Here is a 17,944-nt window from a genome sequence, read left to right on the forward strand (position 1 = left end):
CCCGCCGAGCCGCCTCAAGGGCGAATACCGGAGTGCGGAGCACGAAGGTATTCCAGTGAGCCCGCCGAGCCGCTCCCAAGCGCTCATCCCGGAGCGCGCCGTGCGGAGGGTCGTCCAGTGACCGAGGCCGTGCTGGCCGTCAACGCTGGTTCCTCGTCGCTGAAGTTCGGCCTCTACCCGCGCCAGGGCGCGGCGCTGTGGACCGGCCAGATCGAGGGCCTGGAGGCCGCCGGCGAAGCCGCCTTCAGCGCGGCGCTGCAGCGCCTGCTGCACGACTGCACCCAGCGCGGCGCCCGGCTGCTGGCGGTGGCCCACCGCATCGTCCACGGCGGCGAGGCGTTCATCGCCCCCTGCCGGCTGGACGCCGCCGCGCTGCAGCGCCTGCGCGCGCTGGCGCCGCTGGCGCCGCTGCACCAGCCGCACAACCTGGACGGCGTGGCCGCCTTCCTGCAGGCGCTGCCGCAGCTGCCGCAGGTGGGCTGCTTCGACACCGCCTTCCACGCCACGCTGCCGGCGGTCGAGCGGGCCCTGCCCACCGACCGCGCACTGGCCGCGCAGGGCCTGCGCCGCTACGGCTTTCATGGCCTGTCCTACCAGTACCTGGCGCAGACGCTGCCGCAGCACAGCGCGCGCGCCGGCGGCCGCGTGCTGCTGGCCCACCTGGGCAACGGCGCCAGCCTGTGCGCGCTGCGCGGCGGCCGCTCGGTGGCCACCACCATGGGCTTCTCGGCACTGGAAGGCCTGATGATGGGCACGCGCAGCGGCAGCCTCGACCCCGGCGTGCTGCTGCACCTGCTGCGCCAGGGCTGGAGCGCCGACGCGCTGGAAGACCTGCTCTACCGCCGCAGCGGCCTGAAAGGCGTGTCGGGCCTGAGCGCCGACATGCGCACCCTGCGCGCCAGCACCGAACCGGCCGCCGCCGAAGCCATCGCCCTGTTCACCCACCGCTGCCTGCGCGAGGCCGGCGCGCTGGCCGCGGTGCTGGGCGGGCTGGACGCGATCGCCTTCACCGGCGGCATCGGGGAGCATGACGCCGCGCTGCGCGCCGAGCTGGCCGCCGGCCTGGCCCACCTGGGCGTGCGGCTCGACCCCAGCACCAACAGCGCCGCCCGCGGCGACCGCGTGGCCGCCATCCATGCGGCGGACAGCGCGGTCGAGCTGTGGGTCGTGCCCACCGATGAAGGCCGCGTGGCGGCACAGGCGGCGTTCAGCCTGCTGGACGCCTGACGGAGCACCGATGAACACCGAACCCGAAGACAGCAACCCCAGCCCCCACCCGCACCTGGCCGAGGTGATCGACGCCTCGCGCCGCTCGGCGCTGCGCCACGGCGTGGCGCTGGCGGCGGCCGGCTGGGCCGCCCCGCTGGCCGCTGCCGCCACGCCGTCGCTGATCGGCTTCAAGCCGGTGCCGGTGTCGCGCGCCGACACGGTCAGCGTGCCCGAGGGCTACACCACCCAGGTCATCGCCCCCTGGGGCGACCCGGTGGGCCTGGCCGGCGCGATGCCCGCCTTCCGCTGGGACGCCGGCAACAGCGCCGACGAGCAGGCCGCGCAGCTGGGCATGCACCACGACGGCCTGCACTTCTTCAGCCTGGACGGCAGCCGCAGCGGCCTGCTGGTGATGAACCACGAGTACGTCGACCCCGATCTGCTGTTCCCCGACGGCCGCGCCGGCTGGAACGCCGAGAAGGTCCGCAAGTCGCAGGCCGCGCACGGCGTGTCGGTGATCGAGGTGCGCGAGCAGGGTGGGCGCTGGGACGTGGTGCGGCCCTCGCGCCATGCCCGGCGCATCACCGCCAGCACGCCGATGGCGGTGGGCGGCCCGGCCGCCGGCCACCCGCTGCTGCGCACCGCCGCCGATCCCAAGGGCGAGCGCATCCTGGGCACGTTCAACAACTGCGCCAGCGGCATCACGCCCTGGGGCACCTACCTGACCTGCGAGGAAAACTTCATCGGCTACTTCCAGCCGCCACCCGAGCCCGACGCCCACCAGCGCCGCTGGGGCCTGCGGGCCGGCGAGCAGGCCTGGCTGGGCTGGCACCTGCACGACGAGCGCTTCGACGCCGGCCGCCACCCGAACGAACCCAACCGCTTCGGCTGGGTGGTCGAGATCGACCCTTTCGACCCCGCCAGCACGCCGGTCAAGCGCACCGCACTGGGCCGCGCCGCGCACGAGGGCGCCACCACCGTGCGCACGCGCGACGGCCGGGCGGTGGTCTACATGGGCGAGGACGCCGCCAACGAGTACCTCTACCGCTTCGTCAGCCGCGACAAGATCCAGCCCGGCGGCGCCCGCGCCAACGCCACGCTGCTGGACCACGGCACACTCAGCGTCGCCCGCTTCGATGCCGACGGCCGCGGCCGCTGGCTGCCGCTGGTGCACGGCCAGGGCCCGCTGACCGCGGCCAACGGTTTCGCCGACCAGGGCGAGGTGCTGGTCAAGGCCCGCCAGGCCAGCGACCTGCTGGGCGCCACCAAGATGGACCGCCCCGAATGGACCGCGGTCGACCATGACGGCTGGGTCTACAGCACGCTGACCAACCACAGCCGCCGCGGCACCGAAGGCCAGCCCGCGCCCGATGCCGCCAACCCGCGCGCGCGCAACACCATGGGCCAGATCATCCGCTGGAAGGAAGACGGCGACCATGACGGCGAGGCCTTCCGCTGGAACCACTTCGTGCTGGCCGGCGACCCCGCGGCCGAGCGCCCCGAGGCGCGCGGCAACATCCGCGGCGACGCCTTTGGCTGCCCCGACGGCCTGTGGGTCGACGGCCGCGGCGTGCTGTGGGTCCAGACCGACATGAGCAGCAGCGTGATGGGCCGCGGCGAGCACGCCGGCCTGGGCAACAACGCCATGCTGGCCGCCGACCCGGCCAGCGGTGAGGTGCGCCGCTTCCTGGTCGGCCCGGTGGGCTGCGAGATCACCGGCGCCACCGGCACGCCCGATGGCCGCACGATGTTCATCAACATCCAGCACCCGGGCGAGGCACCCGGCGAGCGCAACGACCCGGCCCAGCCGCGCCGCTTCTCGAACTGGCCCGACCAGCGCCCCGACGGCCGGCCCCGTTCGGCCACGCTGGTGATCCGCCGCGCCGACGGCGGCCCCGTCGGCAGCTGACCTCGGTCAAGAAACCCGGCCGCTGGCGCGAACGGCGGCGGCGCGGCGCGCTCCAATCGTGACCATGGACACCACCTCCACCCCTGACGCCAGCACCGATCCCGAGCAGGCTGCCCGCGCCGCCGCCCAGGCCCTCGACAGCCGCTTCCACGCCGCCGCCGCGCCGCTGTGGGGCGGGCTGTCGCCGATCTCGCTGGCGCTGGCCTTCACCGACTGGGCACTGCACCTGGCCACCCAGCCGGCGCAGGCCGCGCGGCTGGCCGCCGGCGCCCAGCAGGCCGCGCTGCAGTGCTGGGGCCAGGCGCTGGGCGGCGCCCCGGACGACACCCGCGACCCGCGCTTTCGCCACCCCGCCTGGCAGCAATGGCCCTGGGCGCCGATGGTCCACGCCCAGCATGCCGCCGAACGCTGGTGGGCCGACGCCACCGCGCTGCGCGGCATGACCGCGCACCACCAGGAGATGACGCGCTTCCTGGCGCGCCAGTGGCTGGACATGCTCTCGCCCGCCAACGCCGGTCTGGCCCACCCCGAGGTGCTGCAGCGCACCGCTGAGCGCCTGGGCGGCAACCTGGTGGACGGCGCGCTCAACGCGCTCGACGCCTGGCGGCGCGACCAGGGCCTGGCGCCGCTGCGCCCGCCGGCGCAGGCCTACCGCCCCGGCGTGGAGGTGGCGGTCACCCCCGGCCGGGTGGTGCACCGCAATGCCCTGAGCGAGCTGATCCAGTACCTGCCGCTGACCGCCAATGTGCAGGCCGAGCCGGTCTTCATCGTCCCCTCGTGGATCATGAAGTACTACATCCTGGACCTGTCGCCGCACAACTCCATGGTGCGCTGGCTGGTGGAGCAGGGCCACACCGTCTACATCCTCAGCTGGCACAACCCCGACGAGTCCGATGCCCTGCTCGGCCTGGAGGACTACCTGGAGCAGGGCGTGCTGGACAACCTGGCCGCGATCGGCCGGCTGTGCGGCGGCCAGCCGGTGCATGCCGCCGGCTACTGCCTGGGCGGCACGCTGCTGTCGATCGCCGCGGCCGCGCTGGCGCGCCCGGGTGGCGTGGCCGGTGGCGCGGCGCTGCCGCCGCTGGCCAGCGTGTCGCTGCTGGCGGCCGAGACCGACTTCGCCGAACCCGGCGAGATGGGCGTGCTGATCGACGAGTCGCAGGTCGCGCTGATCGAGGACATGATGGCCGAGCGCGGCTTCCTCAGCGGCCGCCAGATGGCCGGCAGCTTCGCCTACCTGCACTCGCGCGAGCTGGTGTGGTCGCAGCGCCTGCGCGCGCTGTGGCTGGGCGAGGCCGACGCGCCCAGCGACCTGATGGCCTGGAACGCCGACACCACCCGCATGCCGGCGGTGATGCACAGCGAGTACCTGCGCCGCTGCTACCTGCGCAACGAGCTGGCCGAGGGGCGCTACCCGGTGCAGGGCCGGCCGGTCTCGCTGGGTGACATCCGCCAGCCGCTGTTCGTGGTGGGCACCGAGCAGGACCATGTGTCGCCCTGGAAGTCGGTCTACAAGATCCACCGCCTGGTCGATGGCGAGCTCAGCTTCGTGCTCACCAATGCCGGCCACAACGCCGGCATCGTCAGCGAGCCCGGCCACCCGCGGCGCCACCATGCGCTGCGCACACGCGCGCCCGGCGACCCCTGGGTGGATCCCGAGCACTGGGCCGACGGCGCCGAGCGCCGCGAGGGCTCCTGGTGGCCCACCTGGCAGGCCTGGCTGACGGCCCACGGCAGCGGCCGCCGCGTCAAGGCGCGCACGCCGCCGGTCGAATCGGTACTCTGCGACGCACCCGGCACTTATGTTCACGAGTGCCATGCCGATTGAGAAGGGCGTGAACCGGTCTTATTGCCGGCTCGTCTGAGCGGGGTCCGCCCCACAATTCACCCTCTTGACCGCCGCCACGGGCCCGCCGGCCTGTCCGGGCCCATGTCCAGCCATACCGCCCGCCACCGCCGAACGCCCCGCCCGCTGCCTGCGGTCTGCGGGCTGGCGGGCCTGGGCCTGTGGCTGGCCCTGCTGCCCGCCGCCCAGGCCGGCACCGACTGGCGCGCCGTGGCCGACCCGATCATCCAGCGCATCGCCAACGAGAACGGCCTGCCCAACAGCCTGGGGCCCACCGCGATCGAGCAGGACGCCAGCGGCCAGCTCTGGATCGGCACCCAGAACGGCCTGGTGCGCTGGGACGGCCAGCGCATGAGCGCCTACCGCGCCGCCCCCGGCCGGCCCGGCGCGCTGCCCGATGCCTTCGTCCAGCGCCTGTTCCGCGACCGCCAGGGCCGCCTGTGGGCCGGCACGATGTCGGCCGGCCTGGTGCGCTTCCGGCCCGACAGCGACGATTTCGAGCACTTTCCCGCCGCCGCCGACGGCCTGCCCCACCCCAGCGTCAGCGCCCTGGCCGACGCCCCCGGGCAGCGCCTGTGGGTGGGCGGCGACGGCGGCCTGGTGCGCCTGGACCCGCCCACCCACCGCGTCGAGCGCGTGGCCCTGGTGCATGAGGGGGCCACGGCGCTGCGCATCACCGCCCTGGTGAACGCCCGCGACGGCCGCCTGTGGGTAGGCACCGACCACGGTCTGTGGTGCTCCGACCCGCAACAGCGGCAGTTCGAGCGCGTGGCCGGCGTGCCCGACGCCATCGTCCGCAGCCTGTTCGAGGACCGCAGCGGCCGCCTCTGGCTGGGCCTGCGCACCGGCACCCGCGTGTGGGACCCGGCCCAGCAGCGGCTGCTGACCGTGCGCGAGCGCGACGGCGCCACCCCGCAGCCCTACCGCGCCGAGACCGTGGACATCACCCAGGCCGCCACCGGTGACATCTGGCTGGCCAGCAAGACCCGCGGCCTGCTGCGGGTGGATCCGCAGACCCTGGTCGGCCAGCCGGTGCGCCATGACCCGCTGCAACCCAACGGCCTGGACAGCGACGCGATGTGGCTGGTCTGGACCGACCGCGACGGCCTGCTGTGGATCGGCAGCGACCGCAGCCTGATGCGCCATGACCCCGTCGCCGCCCGCCAGGTGGCCACGCTCTACGGCCGCACCGGCCGCACCGGTGCCTCCCGTGGCCTGTCGCATGACAGCGCCGACGCGGTGCTGGCGCTGCCCGACGGCCGGGTCTGGGTGGGCAGCCCGCTGGGCATCGAGGAACTGGACCCGGTGCTCGGCCGCGTGCGCCAGCTGCGCGCCCAGCCGGGCACGCCGGCGACGCGGCTGCCCGAGGGCGCGGTCTATGCGCTGGTGCGCCACGCCGGCCACGTCTACATCGGCAGCGAGCATGGCCTGTACCGCACCACCGAGCGGCTGGACCGCGTGGAGCGCGTGGCGGTGCCCGGGCGCCCGGCCACCGCCACCGTGTGGTCGCTGCACAGCGAGCCCGGCACGCTGTGGATCGGGGCCGCCGACGGCCTGTGGCGCCTGGACGAGCGCGGCACCGGCGGGGTCGTCCACACCGAGCTGACCGACCGCCGGGTCGAGATGATCGCCCCGGCCGGCGACGGCCGCCTGTGGCTGGGCACCCGCTCGGGCCTGGCGCTGCTGGACCCGGCCACCGGCCGGCTCGGCGCCTTCCCCTCGCCGCAGGCCCAGGGTCCGGCGCTCAAGGGCCTGATCGTCAACGCCCTGCTCACCGACACCCGCGGCCGCCTGTGGCTGGGCACCGGCGGGGCCGGCGTCTACGTGGTGGAGCGGCCGCTGCAGCCCGACGCCCGGGTGCAGGTGGTCGGCGAGGACCAGGGGCTGCAGGACCTGAACATCGCCCAGATGCTGGCCGACGAGCAGGGCCGCGTCTGGGTCAGCACCGACGACGGCGTGGCCTGGATCGACCCCGACACCCTGCAGGCCGTGCCCCAGCGCCTGGCCGACGGCGTGGGCGTGGCCACCTACTGGGCCAAGTCCGGCACCCGCGCGCCCGACGGCACGCTGTTCTTCGGCGGCGTCGGCGGCCTCACCGCCATCGACCCCGCCCGCTGGCAGGCCTGGCGCCACGACCCCGCGGTGGTGATCAGCGAGCTGCGCGTGGACGGCAAGCCGCTGCCGCGCGCCCAGTGGGCCACGGCCGTGCGCCAGGGCCGGCTGGAGCTGCCGGTGGGCACCCGCGGCCTGGCGGTGGAGTTCTCGGCGCTGGACTACTCGGCGCCCGAGCTGCTGCGCTACGGCCACCGCCTGGACGGCGTGGACGGCGACTGGGTCAGCACCGAATCGCGCCACCGCTGGGCCACCTACACCAACCTCTCGCCCGGCCGCCATGCGCTGCAGGTGCGCGCCACCAACCGCAACGGCGCCTGGAGCAGCCAGCCGCTGCAGCTGGAAGTGGTGATCCCCGCGGCCTGGCACCAGACCCCGGCCTTCCGCGCGCTGCTGGGCCTGATGGGCCTGGGCGCGCTGTTCGCGCTGGTGCAGGCGCGCACCGCCTGGCTGCGCCGCCGCCAGGCCGCGCTGGAGCAGCTGGTGGAGGAACGCACCGCCGCGCTGCGCGACAGCCAGGCCCGGCTGGAGCAGATGGCCTTCACCGATGCGCTGACCGGCCTGGCCAACCGCCGCCTGTTCGGCGAGCGCTTCGACCAGCTCGAACGCCTGGCCCGCCGCCAGGGCCAGGGCTTTGCGCTGCTGGTGGTGGACCTGGACCACTTCAAGCAGGTCAACGACCAGCTGGGCCACGCCGCCGGTGATGCGCTGCTGGTGGAGGTGGCGCGCCGCCTGCAGGCCCAGGTGCGCGCCAGCGACAGCGTGGCCCGCATGGGGGGCGATGAGTTCGCCGTGCTGCTGGCCTGGCCGGCCGATGCGGCGCAGGTGCAGGCCAGCTGCGAGCGCCTGCTGGCCGCCTTTGCCGAGCCGATGGTCCATGACGGCCGGCCGCTGCACAGCAGCCCCAGCATCGGCGCGGCGCTGTACCCGCGCCATGGCCGCACCCAGGACGAACTCACCGCCGCCGCCGATGCCGCCCTCTACGAGGCCAAGGCCGGCGGCCGCAACACCTGGCGCCTGGCGTCCACGGACCCGGTCGATCCGGCGCCGCCGGTGGCCCGCAGCGTGGCGCGCAGCGCCCGGCGCAGCCCGGTGGCCTGAGCGGCGCCGCGCGACCGCGCGCGCAACGGTGTTGTCGAGGTGTCCGCCGCCCTGGGCGGACCGCGGTCAGCGCAGACTGACCAGCACCGCCGCCGCGTGGCAGCCGCAGCCCGCCAGCACGCACAGGTGCCAGGCCAGGTGGCCCCAGCGCCAGCGCTTGTCCAGCAGGTAGAAGACCGTGCCCACCGAGTAGGCCAGCGCGCCGCCCACCACCAGCAGCAGCGGCCAGGGCGGCAGGGTCGCCAGCACCGGCCGCAGCGCGGCCACCACCACCCAGCCGAAACCCACGTACAGCGCGGTGCTCAGCAGCTTGCCGCGCAGCCGGTCCAGCATCTTGGCGGCCATGCCCAGCGTGGCCAGCACCCACACCGCGCCAAACACCAGCCAGCCATCGCCGCCCGGCACATCGCGCAGCGCAAACGGCGTGTAGCTGCCGGCCATGAACAGGTAGATCGCCGCGTGGTCGGCGCGCCGCAGCGCGCGGCGCCACGGGCCGTCGGCGCAGGCATGGAACAGCGCCGAGGCGGCAAAGCACAGGCCCATCGTCACGCCGAACACCCACAGCCCGATGCGCTGGTGCGCGCGCGCCAGCGCCAGCAGCGGCGCCGCCAGGTCACTGGCCAGCATGGCCAGCACCAGCACGGCCGCCAGCAGCCCCAGCGCATGGCTGGCGGCATTGGCGTGTTCTTCGCGGGCGGTGTGCGGGCGGGGCAGCGGCGGCATGTCGGGCTCCGGCGACGGGCTGATGAGCCGGTATCGGAAGCCTCGCGCCGGAACTTCAGCGGCACATTCCCGCAACTGCGGGGGTTCACTCCCTCATTTGGAGGACAAGGCCTCAGCTCGCCGGGTCGTCGGTCAGGCACAGGCGGTTGCGGCCGGCCTGCTTGGCGCGGTAGAGCGCCGCATCGGCGCGCAGCAGCAACGCGTCCAGGCTGTCGCCCGGGCCGCGCCAGCGCGCCCCGCCCAGGCTGGCGCTGGTGCCCAGCGTGGTGCCATCGGCCAGCGGCAGCCGGATCGCCGCGATCGCCTCGCACAGGCGCTGGCCCAGCGCCGGCAGCTCATCGCCGGTGTGCGCCCCCAGGCCCACGACGAACTCCTCGCCGCCCCAGCGCGCCACGCGGTCGCCGTCGCGCACGCGCTCGCACAGCGTGCGGGCCACCGCGCGCAGCAGGGCGTCGCCCGCGGCGTGGCCGTGCTGGTCGTTGACCTGCTTGAAGTGGTCCAGGTCCAGGATCAGCAAGGCCGGCGTGGTGCCGCGCTGCGCCGCCTGGGCCAGGTCGTGCTCGAACAGCTCGGTGAAGCGGCCGCGGTGGAGCAGTTGGGTCAGCGGATCGGTGCCGGCGACCTCCCGCAGGGCCGCATGGGCGGCATCCAGGGCATAGGTCAGCGACAGGATCGGCCAGGCCGTCAGCGGCGCGATCAGCATGGGTGCCAGCGTGGCCGGCAACCAGACCGCGGGCGCCCATTCATGGCCCATCGCGACCACCACGATCAGCGCCGTCAGCGCCAGCGAGGCCGCCGTGGCCACTGCGGTGATGACCAGCACCCGCAGCCAGTGGCGGCGGCGCGGCAGGGAGTCGACGGGGGGGTACTGCATGGGCGCGCGTCGGCGGACAACACCTTGTCGTCCCCTGCGCCGCCGACTTGAGCCCGCGGCGGCCGACTCAACCCGCGTCCAGCACGCGCAGGATCTGCCGCCCGTAGGCTTCCAGCTTCTTGGCACCGACGCCGCTGATGCCCGCCAAGTCGTCCAGCGTACCGGGGTGCTCGGCGGCCATCTGGGCCAGTGTGGCGTCGTTGAAGACGATGTAGGCCGGCAGATTGTGCTCCTTGGCCACCTCGGCGCGCCAGGCCTTCAGCGCCGCGAAGCGCGCTTGGCCGTCCACATCCAGCGAGGCCGCCATCGACGGCAGCTTGCGCGGGCTGGCGGTGCTGCCCTTGCCGCGGCTGCGGCTGCGCGGCGTGGGCTCGCGCGGCTCGCGCAGCTCGATCGCCACCTCGCCGCGCAGCACCGCGCGGGCTGAATCAGCCAGCGCCAGCGTGTGGTACTCGCCCTCGGTGGTGACATGGCCCAGCGCGATCAGCTGGCGGATCACGCCGCGCCACTGCGGCTCACTCAGGTCGCGGCCGATGCCCCAGGTGGACAGGCCTTCGTGGCCGCGGGCGCGGGTTTTGTCGGTGGACTGGCCGCGCAGCACGTCGATCAGGTGGCCCGAGCCGAAGCCGAAGCCCGAGTGCTGGTGGCAGCGGTAGATGCATGACAGCGCCTTGCGCGCGGCCTCGGTGGCGTCCCAGCGGGCGGGCGGCTGCAGGCAGTTGTCGCAGTTCATGCAGCGCCAGCCGGCGGGGCGCTCCTCGCCAAAGTACTGCAGCAGGCGCACGCGGCGGCAGTCCAGGCTTTCGCACAGCGCCAGCAGCGCATCCAGTTTGCCGCGCTGCAGGTGCTTGAACTCGTCGCCCGCGGTGCTCTCGTCGATCATGCGGCGCTGGTTGACCACGTCGGCCAAGCCGTAGGCCATCCAGGCGTCGGCGGGCTCGCCATCGCGCCCGCCGCGGCCGGTCTCTTGGTAGTAGCCCTCGATGTTCTTGGGCAGGTCCAGGTGGGCCACGAAGCGCACATCGGGCTTGTCGATGCCCATGCCGAAGGCCACCGTGGCCACCATCACCAGGCCCTCCTCGCGCAGGAAGCGGTCCTGGTGGCGGCGGCGCATCTCGGCCTCCAGGCCGGCGTGGTAGGGCAGCGCGGGAATGCCCTCGGCGCTCAGCCACTCGGCCGTTTCCTCCACCTTCTTGCGGCTCTGGCAGTAGACGATGCCGGCGTCGCCCACGTGCTCGTCGCGCAGCCAGCGCAGCAGCTGCAGCCGGGCGTTGTCCTTTTCGACGATGGTGTAACGGATGTTCGGCCGGTCAAAGCTGCTGACAAAGGCCTGCGCGTGCTGCAGCGACAGGCGCTCGACGATGTCGGCTCGCGTGTGCGTGTCGGCGGTGGCGGTGAGCGCCAGCCGCGGCACGCCGGCAAAGCGCTCGGCCAGCACGCCCAGCTGCAGGTATTCCTCGCGGAAATCGTGGCCCCACTGGCTGACGCAGTGCGCCTCGTCGATCGCGAACAGGCCCAGCTGGCCGCGCTCGTGCAGCGAATCCAGCATCGCCAGAAAGCGCGGGTGGGTGATGCGCTCGGGCGCGGCGTACAGCAGCACCAGCCGGCCTGAGAGCAGCTCGCGCTCCACATGCTGCACGCCGGCTGAATCGAGCGAGCTGTTCAGGAAGGCGGCGTGCACGCCGGCCTCTTCCAGCGCGCCCACCTGGTCGTGCATCAGCGCGATCAGCGGGCTGACCACCACCGTCACGCCCTGACCGGCGCGGTGGCGGGCAATGGCCGGCACCTGGTAGCACAGGCTCTTGCCGCCGCCGGTGGGCATCAGCACCAGCGCGTCGCCGCCGGCAATCACATGGTCGACGATCTCGGCCTGGTGGCCGCGGAAGGCGCTGTAGCCGAAGACCTCGTGCAGGATCGACAGGGCAGGGGAAGGGGTGGCGTTCGGCATCAAGGGCGAGATGGTAGCTGGCGCACCGCCTCGCTATGCTGGTGCACCCCCATCAGGAGGATCCATGACCGACAACGCCCAACGCCTGCGCCAGGCCCTGATCCGCAACATCGACGAGGCCCTGGCCGACCCCGCACAGGCCGAATCCTTCGAGCGCCCACCGCTGTACGCCGGCCGCGGCGCCGTGCTGGCCCGCGGCACCGCGGCGCGCCAGCTGGGCTGCTCGGTGGACGTGGTGCCGCCCGGCCAGCAGATCTGCCCCTACCACCTGCACCATGCGCAAGAGGAGATGTTCATCGTGCTGGAAGGCAGCGGCACGCTGCGCGTGGCGGGCGAGCGGCTGGCGATCAAGGCGGGCGACGTGATGTTCCTGCCCGCCGGCCCCGAGTACCCGCACCACATCCTCAACACCTCGGACGCGCCGCTGAAGTACCTGTCGATCAGCACCCGCCAATACCCCGAGCTGTGCGAGTACCCCGACTCCGGCAAGACCATGGCCTGGACGCCCACCACCCGGGTGGTGCAGCGCCAGGGTGAGGCGCTGGACTACTGGGACGGCGAGCCCTGATCAGTACACCGCGCGACCGTTGGCATCGCTGCGCGGCACGCAGCGCCCGGTCAGGCACTGCGCGCCCGGGTCCATCAGCGCCCGGCAGTCGGACACCAGGCCGCGCTGCTCCACCTGGGCGCGCATGGCTTCGCGCTGGGCCTGGGCCAGCACCAGGATGCGCGCCTGCTGGCCGCCCAGCAGCGAATACGCCCGGTACGACGACGGCCCGCCGCAGGCCCGGTGGCCCAGCGGCACGGTGCGGCAATCGGCATCGGCGCGGCAGGCCGCGTCGCCAATCGCCTGGTCCAGCGCCTGGCCCAGGCCCGGCAGATCGGCCGGCACATTGGCAGCCGGCGGCGTGGCGGGCGGCGTGGCCGCCTGGCAGGCGCCCAGCGCCAGCGTCAGGCTCAGCAGCCAGGGGGTGAGCAGACGGTTCATCGGGGCCTCCAGTGGGGGCGCACCCGCACCCCCTTGCTGGGGAATGGTACGCCCGGGCCCTTGCGGCACAATCAAGGGTCTATCGCCAGCGGCGCCTGCCGGCCTGGCCCACCGTCTTCCCTGGAGCGCCCCATGGCCTCGATCAACAAAGTCATCCTCATCGGCAACCTGGGCCGTGACCCAGAAGTGCGCTACACCCCCAGCGGCGCCGCCGTCTGCAACCTGCGCCTGGCCACCACCCGCAACTGGAAGAGCCGCGACACCGGCGAGCGCCAGGAAGAGACCGAATGGCACTCGGTGGTGCTGTATGACCGCCAGGCCGAAGTGGCCGGCGAATACCTGAAAAAGGGCCGCCCCGTCTACATCGAAGGCCGCCTGAAGACCCGCAAGTGGCAGGACAAGGACGGCAACGACCGCTACACCACCGAAATCGTCGCCGAGACCATGCAGCTGCTGGGCGGCCGTGAAGGCGGCGGCGGCGGTGGTGGTGGCGACGACGAAGGCGGCGGCTACAGCCGCGAGCCGGCCGCCCGCCCGGCGCCGGCTCCCCGCTCGGCCCCGGCACCGCGCCCGGCGCCCAAGTCGAGCACGGGGTTTGATGACATGGATGACGATATTCCGTTCTGAGGGTTCTTCTCAGAACTGGCCCAAGGAGGCCCCAGGTGCTTGGCGCTTGGGGCTTTTTTTTGTTGGTGGAGAGCTGGTTCACGCGCGCTGTAGGCGGCGAGTGGTTGACTCCGACTTGCGGCGATCGGTTGAGTACTCCACACTGAGCCGCCGCTCACTCCCTTTTGGCCGCCGGCTAGAGTGCGGTTGTCTATTTAGGCCATCGAGACTTCCTCGGAAGTAAGGGCGGTCCAGCATATCGATTTCTGATCGCCCTGCTGGGTGATAATCACACACGACCGGTCTAGGACAGAAGCTCAGCTCCTTAGGCCGAATCTGGTGGCTGGTTTTTCGACGCCCAGTAATCTTTTATGAACTCAGGAAGGTCGAAGCTCTTACCCCCGCCCTCTAGCAGCGTCGGCTGATGCGATTCCATTCGCCAACCTTGGCCCGTGAGCCTGACCTGGATCCAATCTAGATGTTGGGCGTTAGCAGCCCCTTTCCACAGTCCGGCGATTTCCTGTCCCGCCTGGGTAAACGACACGGTCCCGACCTCTATATCGAACGGGATGTCGGGGAGGTGCCGCATACCGGCCAGAATTGGTCCATCGCCAAGCGGTGTAAGGATAAGTGGACCCGTACGCCCCTTGACGACAAGGCCTAGCGGCTCTCGTTGGACGAGTCCGGCCGCCTCCAACTGTTGAATGACGTTGAATCTCAGCCCTTGGTCATCGAAGAATCCTTGTCTCTCCATTAGAAAGAATGGGGTCATCGAGGCGCCCAACACGGTCATTGAGCAGAGCAAGCCGAAATTGCTCGCTTCGTGCTGCGACAGCGTCCCAAGAACTCTCAACGTGCGGAGTGAGTAGGTCCCAGGCTGCGCAACCTCGCCCGCCAAAAGCCTCGCCCACATCGACTGCATTTCCTCGTCTGATACGTCCTTGCATTCGTCAAAGAACCTTGCTGCCCACCCGGCGTCTACAGGTTTATCGCTGACGGAACTGGGGAGTTCCTTTGTGGCTTTATCGGCGACGGCCTCAATGTTTAGCTGTCTTTGCCCTTCGACGGCCAGCCAGCGTTCAGCCGCCCGCTGTTGTATCTCCGACACCTCGATACCGGCTTTGGCTAGGACGACCATCTTGTCCCCCTCGGCCCGGGCCAGCCTCCGAACATGGGTCGGTTCGTACACCCGGCCAAGTCCGGCCGATACCGTTTCGACCAACTTGGTCAATGGTGTTGACACCGCAGCCAGAGCACCTACCACACCCGCCCCGGCAGCACCGGCCGCAATGATTGGATCCACGACGCCTTCCTCCTTGCTTCACAGTGTCGCTTAATTAGGATCAGCACTATCGGTGCTCAGCTGCGGCGTTGCATGCAAGCAATCACAGTACGCCTACTTGTCAGGTCCCGGGTGATTGACCACCCGCTTGGCGAATAGATCGGGATGCATCGCCTACCAATACTTGAGCGCCTGGATCGGCGTGCTCACCTGCTCCTACAGGACCTCGCCCAGGTCGCCGACCAGCCGGCCGTCCAGGGTGAAGGCCTTGTGTGGAAAGGCAGCGTGCAGTCGCTGGACGATGCCGAGCAATTGCTTCACCGCTTCTGGAATGGTGATCGGGTCGGACGACAGGCTCATCATGGGCCTCAGCCTACTGGAATCTGGCCTGATCCCGCCGACCATCTGCCCGCCGCCCGCTGCGGACGCAGCGCGACCGTCGTTGGCGCGGCGCGGTCCCAAGCCGGTGACCTGCGTCTGCTGGCGCGGCGTGCGGTCGGCGTCTACCTGAACCCGTGAGCCAGACCTGGCCGATCAGAGCCGGCTTGAGCCCAGCCTGTGTGGCTGGCTGGCCAGCGCACACGCCCTGTCCAGCATCGTCGCGCTGACGCTGCCCGGCCCCACGGGCTCCATCCGCAGCGTGGCGTCATCGAAGCGCTGCACCCAGACCGGCTCTCCGCGCGCCATGGGCGCGTGGTACTGCAGGACTGACTTCGTGTCCTGGGTGCGCGTGGCGCAGTCGGCATGCCGCAGCAGCAGGGCCGACTTGTAGGGCTTGGCGCCGTCCAGGCGCGGGTCGTAGCGAAAGCTCACCAGGATCCAGTAGTGCAGCAGGGGACCATGCGGCTGGAGGTTGGCGCGGTCCAGGTAGAAGCGCATGCCCAGGTCGTTGCGCACCCACGTCCATTGCTGGGGCGCTGCCTGACACGCGCTGCCCAGACACAGGCTGTCCAGACACAGCAGCAGGAACGGCGCGGCTGGCAGGGGCATGTTCGGCGTCTCCTCAAGCGGTGGGCCAGGATGTGTCGTCCCGAACCGGGGCGCGCTGAGTGCTGTGGCGGGTTCGTGCCTTTGCTGCACACACACGCGCGACACTACCTTCAACCCGGCCTCAGCGGTTCCGTGTGCCGAGCGACGGCAGCATTCTTGCCGTGCAGGGCGACAGAGGGGAGGGCATGTTCCCGAGGGCCTGTCACGAATGGCCGCGCCCGGCTCCAGGGCGGTGGCTGCTCAGGGGTGGCGCCGGCTGGCGGCGCCGGCGTCTGGATGGCGACGGAGGTTGAAGACGATGTGTCCGAGGGCGTCGCCGTCATCGCGGGCGACCTGCCTGGGGAGACACATCCGTCAGTGCGTCGGCTCCTTGAGCGCACACCCCAGTGCCTGCGCCACCCGGCGCAGCTTCAGATCACGCGTCCAGAGCCGGGCGCCCTGCGTCAGCGCCACCGAGGCCAGCAGGTGCGTGTCGATATAGCCAATGCCTTGGCCGTGCAGCGCATGTCGGTCGATGAAATGAAGCACTTCATCGTCATGGGCCACCACAGCGGCCGGCAACTGTTGGAGCAGCTCCAGGATCTGGCTGCGGTCACGCAGGCTGCCGCAGGCGAGCTCGCCCACGACGAACGGATGGATCAGCACGGCCGACCGCTCCAACAGGTCGACCAGACCGGGATCGCTGCGGCGAAGGTGGTCCACCCACACCGAGGTGTCGACCAGGATCACGCTTGATCCGGCTCGCCGCGCCGACGCCGCGCGGGCTTCAGCGCGGGTTGGCTACCGCCCAGCCGGGCCAGGCGCTTGGCGCTCTCGCGCTCGATCAGGGCCTTCAAGCCCTCGCTGAGGATGGCGGTCCGGTCGATCGGACCGATCAGCTTGATGGCCTTGGCCAGCAGTGCGTCATCGATATTCACCGTGGTTCGCATGGGCGGGCTCCTCTCAGGCAAGCATCAATCCTAGCATCACTTGATGCCTAAAGAGGTGACGGCCGCGACGGCTTACAGCGCCGTCGACAGCTCGGTCCTCCCGAGTGCCAGCGCCGTTGCGGCGAGGCCACCACCCACCCTGAAGACCAGCCGTTGGCCGGCCCTGGCGGGCGTTTGGGCGACGAGCGCGCGCGGGCCAGGATGCGCCGCCGTCTTCGTGGATACCTGCCCCCCAACGACGGCGCCCCACAGGGGTGGCGCTGGTTTGCCCGAATGACCAGCGAAAAGCCCGTCAAGCCGTCAGCGACGGGTGGCTGCGGAGCCACGGCCTGTCTGGCCCAGGGGCGTGCCGAAAACATTGTTGACCAGGACGGACCAACTGCCGCCGGTCTTGCAGGCGCCCAGCAATTGTCCGGAGGTCGTGACCTGAAGCTGGATATTGTCTCGCCCGTTGGCAAAATTGAAACCGACCGGCAGGCTGTCTGTGGCGGTCACCGTGAAACCGCGGTTCGACCAGGCGTAATCCGCGCGCAAGTTGGATGCGGTCAGCACGACCGTGCGCGAAATCGGATCAGTGATCACCACTGTGTGCAAGCCTTGCCATCCGGCGCCTGCGCACCCGAATGCCGAATTCGCATCGTTCACTGTGCTGGTGTAGACCGTCGCCTGTCCCGATACACACAGAAATCCGGCGCCGTCGAACTGAAGAATCTTCCCGGGGCCCACGCAAACCGGGACCGGTGGAATCTGGGTGAAAACAACATCAATGTAGGCCACATGGCTGGTAGTTCTGGACTCCTTGCTGTCAAAACTGATTTTGATGTTGGAGTCCGTCGCAGCGGGTGCCAATGCGATCCCGAAATTGGTGCCGGGATTGGCGAGCCACCCTCTGACGAGACCCGTCACGTCCACGCGGACATACTTGTCGGATTCAGTCACCGTGACACTGGGGCCTGAGCCTCGCCCAGAGGTGGGCGGCGTGTTGCTGCCGGACAGGGTGGCCTCGTTCCAATCGGCATTGACCGCCTGCACCTCAACCGCGCCAGCAACATCCACCGTCTGGGGCCACAAGACCAGCGTGGCTTTGGCAATCTGGCTCGGCTGTGTCGTGCCGGGCAAACCCGAGAGATCAAACCGAAGGAAAGGTGTCTGGGTGGGGGACAACCGAAGCAGCTGGGTGGATCCGAAGTTGGAGGTGACCTTTGAAAGGTCGGTATAGGCATCCGCACTCACGGTCAGTTGCTGTGCCTGTGCCGCCACGCTCCACAGCATCGCCAGCGCCAGACCAAAAATGGCCGGTAATTGACCCAGCCGGGTTTTGAAACCCGAATATCTTGTGCGCATGACAGTTCTCCCGCCCCAGTCCCTGGATTTATATGGCGACGTCACCCGTCGGGGCCATGAATGACATCGCCATGACCACTAGC

General features: G+C 71.1%; 16 protein-coding genes. 6 read left to right on the forward strand and 10 right to left on the reverse strand.

Annotated features, from left to right (window positions below):
• Positions 1-117 precede the first annotated feature (117 nt).
• From KAK03_RS19370 to KAK03_RS19385, 4 genes are all read left to right on the forward strand, one after another.
• On the forward strand, positions 118-1,227 hold the full coding sequence (locus tag KAK03_RS19370) for an acetate/propionate family kinase (protein WP_210856355.1): 1,110 nt from the start codon (positions 118-120) through the stop codon (positions 1,225-1,227).
• A gap of 10 nt (positions 1,228-1,237) precedes the next feature.
• Complete coding sequence (locus KAK03_RS19375) at positions 1,238-3,118, forward strand: PhoX family protein (protein ID WP_210856356.1); 1,881 nt, start codon at positions 1,238-1,240, stop codon at positions 3,116-3,118.
• Between the two features lie 64 nt (positions 3,119-3,182).
• Complete coding sequence (locus KAK03_RS19380) at positions 3,183-4,946, forward strand: PHA/PHB synthase family protein (protein WP_210856357.1); 1,764 nt, start codon at positions 3,183-3,185, stop codon at positions 4,944-4,946.
• A gap of 102 nt (positions 4,947-5,048) precedes the next feature.
• Complete coding sequence (locus KAK03_RS19385) at positions 5,049-8,177, forward strand: ligand-binding sensor domain-containing diguanylate cyclase (RefSeq protein WP_210856358.1); 3,129 nt, start codon at positions 5,049-5,051, stop codon at positions 8,175-8,177.
• A 66-nt stretch (positions 8,178-8,243) separates the two neighbouring features.
• Here the strand turns inward: KAK03_RS19385 and trhA are convergent, their stop codons facing one another.
• The 3 genes from trhA to recQ all read right to left on the reverse strand — a co-directional run bounded on the left by trhA (position 8,244) and on the right by recQ (position 11,722).
• Positions 8,244-8,900: a PAQR family membrane homeostasis protein TrhA gene (gene trhA, locus KAK03_RS19390; RefSeq protein ID WP_210856359.1), complete on the reverse strand. Its 657-nt coding sequence runs from the start codon at positions 8,898-8,900 to the stop codon at positions 8,244-8,246.
• A 112-nt stretch (positions 8,901-9,012) separates the two neighbouring features.
• Positions 9,013-9,774: a GGDEF domain-containing protein gene (locus KAK03_RS19395; protein ID WP_210856360.1), complete on the reverse strand. Its 762-nt coding sequence runs from the start codon at positions 9,772-9,774 to the stop codon at positions 9,013-9,015.
• 67 nt (positions 9,775-9,841) lie between these two features.
• The gene (gene recQ, locus KAK03_RS19400) at positions 9,842-11,722 is read right to left on the reverse strand and encodes a DNA helicase RecQ (protein WP_210856361.1); all 1,881 of its coding nucleotides are present in this window, start codon (positions 11,720-11,722) and stop codon (positions 9,842-9,844) included.
• Between the two features lie 64 nt (positions 11,723-11,786).
• Between recQ and KAK03_RS19405 the strand changes: the two genes are divergently transcribed.
• A complete protein-coding gene (locus tag KAK03_RS19405; RefSeq protein ID WP_210803265.1) occupies positions 11,787-12,290 on the forward strand; it encodes a cupin domain-containing protein in 504 nt (167 codons plus the stop codon).
• On the opposite strand, the gene KAK03_RS19410 is transcribed toward KAK03_RS19405, so the two are convergent.
• A complete protein-coding gene (locus tag KAK03_RS19410; protein ID WP_210856362.1) occupies positions 12,291-12,710 on the reverse strand; it encodes a hypothetical protein in 420 nt (139 codons plus the stop codon).
• Between the two features lie 132 nt (positions 12,711-12,842).
• On the opposite strand from KAK03_RS19410, the gene KAK03_RS19415 reads away from it, so the two are divergent.
• Complete coding sequence (locus tag KAK03_RS19415; protein ID WP_210803263.1) at positions 12,843-13,337, forward strand: single-stranded DNA-binding protein; 495 nt, start codon at positions 12,843-12,845, stop codon at positions 13,335-13,337.
• A 304-nt stretch (positions 13,338-13,641) separates the two neighbouring features.
• Here KAK03_RS19415 and KAK03_RS19420 read toward each other — a convergent pair whose 3' ends face one another.
• The 6 genes from KAK03_RS19420 to KAK03_RS19445 form a co-directional block, all read right to left on the reverse strand.
• A complete protein-coding gene (locus tag KAK03_RS19420) occupies positions 13,642-14,619 on the reverse strand; it encodes a DUF2806 domain-containing protein (protein WP_210856363.1) in 978 nt (325 codons plus the stop codon).
• A 195-nt stretch (positions 14,620-14,814) separates the two neighbouring features.
• Positions 14,815-14,961 (reverse strand): DUF6998 domain-containing protein, encoded by a 147-nt coding sequence (locus KAK03_RS19425; RefSeq protein ID WP_210856364.1) that lies wholly within the window; start codon positions 14,959-14,961, stop codon positions 14,815-14,817.
• Positions 14,962-15,132: 171 nt separating this feature from the next.
• Positions 15,133-15,588, reverse strand: coding sequence for a surface-adhesin E family protein (locus KAK03_RS19430; RefSeq protein ID WP_210856365.1), 456 nt, complete (start codon positions 15,586-15,588; stop codon positions 15,133-15,135).
• Between the two features lie 354 nt (positions 15,589-15,942).
• Positions 15,943-16,317 carry a type II toxin-antitoxin system VapC family toxin gene (locus KAK03_RS19435; RefSeq protein WP_210856366.1) on the reverse strand — a complete coding sequence of 125 codons (375 nt, stop codon included), beginning with the start codon at positions 16,315-16,317 and terminating at the stop codon, positions 15,943-15,945.
• Positions 16,314-16,517 (reverse strand): type II toxin-antitoxin system VapB family antitoxin, encoded by a 204-nt coding sequence (locus KAK03_RS19440; RefSeq protein ID WP_210856367.1) that lies wholly within the window; start codon positions 16,515-16,517, stop codon positions 16,314-16,316. Before KAK03_RS19440 ends, KAK03_RS19435 begins: the two co-directional genes overlap by 4 nt.
• Positions 16,518-16,817: 300 nt before the next feature.
• The gene (locus KAK03_RS19445) at positions 16,818-17,861 is read right to left on the reverse strand and encodes a DNRLRE domain-containing protein (RefSeq protein WP_210856368.1); all 1,044 of its coding nucleotides are present in this window, start codon (positions 17,859-17,861) and stop codon (positions 16,818-16,820) included.
• Positions 17,862-17,944: the final 83 nt, after the last annotated feature.

Origin of the sequence: Ideonella alba, from assembly GCF_018069845.1 — a bacterium.
GTDB classification, from domain to species: Bacteria; Pseudomonadota; Gammaproteobacteria; order Burkholderiales; family Burkholderiaceae_C; genus Ideonella; species Ideonella alba.

Excerpts from the sequence above, each read along its gene's own strand:
- recQ (WP_210856361.1), bottom strand. The coding sequence starts at position 11,722 with ATGCCGAACGCCACCCCTTCCCCTGCCCTGTCGATCCTGCACGAGGTC.
- KAK03_RS19440 (WP_210856367.1), bottom strand. The coding sequence starts at position 16,517 with ATGCGAACCACGGTGAATATCGATGACGCACTGCTGGCCAAGGCCATC.
- KAK03_RS19425 (WP_210856364.1), bottom strand. The coding sequence starts at position 14,961 with ATGATGAGCCTGTCGTCCGACCCGATCACCATTCCAGAAGCGGTGAAG.
- KAK03_RS19415 (WP_210803263.1), top strand. The coding sequence starts at position 12,843 with ATGGCCTCGATCAACAAAGTCATCCTCATCGGCAACCTGGGCCGTGAC.
- KAK03_RS19395 (WP_210856360.1), bottom strand. The coding sequence starts at position 9,774 with ATGCAGTACCCCCCCGTCGACTCCCTGCCGCGCCGCCGCCACTGGCTG.
- KAK03_RS19375 (WP_210856356.1), top strand. The coding sequence starts at position 1,238 with ATGAACACCGAACCCGAAGACAGCAACCCCAGCCCCCACCCGCACCTG.
- KAK03_RS19385 (WP_210856358.1), top strand. The coding sequence starts at position 5,049 with ATGTCCAGCCATACCGCCCGCCACCGCCGAACGCCCCGCCCGCTGCCT.
- KAK03_RS19445 (WP_210856368.1), bottom strand. The coding sequence starts at position 17,861 with ATGCGCACAAGATATTCGGGTTTCAAAACCCGGCTGGGTCAATTACCG.
- KAK03_RS19430 (WP_210856365.1), bottom strand. The coding sequence starts at position 15,588 with ATGCCCCTGCCAGCCGCGCCGTTCCTGCTGCTGTGTCTGGACAGCCTG.
- KAK03_RS19405 (WP_210803265.1), top strand. The coding sequence starts at position 11,787 with ATGACCGACAACGCCCAACGCCTGCGCCAGGCCCTGATCCGCAACATC.
- KAK03_RS19380 (WP_210856357.1), top strand. The coding sequence starts at position 3,183 with ATGGACACCACCTCCACCCCTGACGCCAGCACCGATCCCGAGCAGGCT.
- trhA (WP_210856359.1), bottom strand. The coding sequence starts at position 8,900 with ATGCCGCCGCTGCCCCGCCCGCACACCGCCCGCGAAGAACACGCCAAT.
- KAK03_RS19410 (WP_210856362.1), bottom strand. The coding sequence starts at position 12,710 with ATGAACCGTCTGCTCACCCCCTGGCTGCTGAGCCTGACGCTGGCGCTG.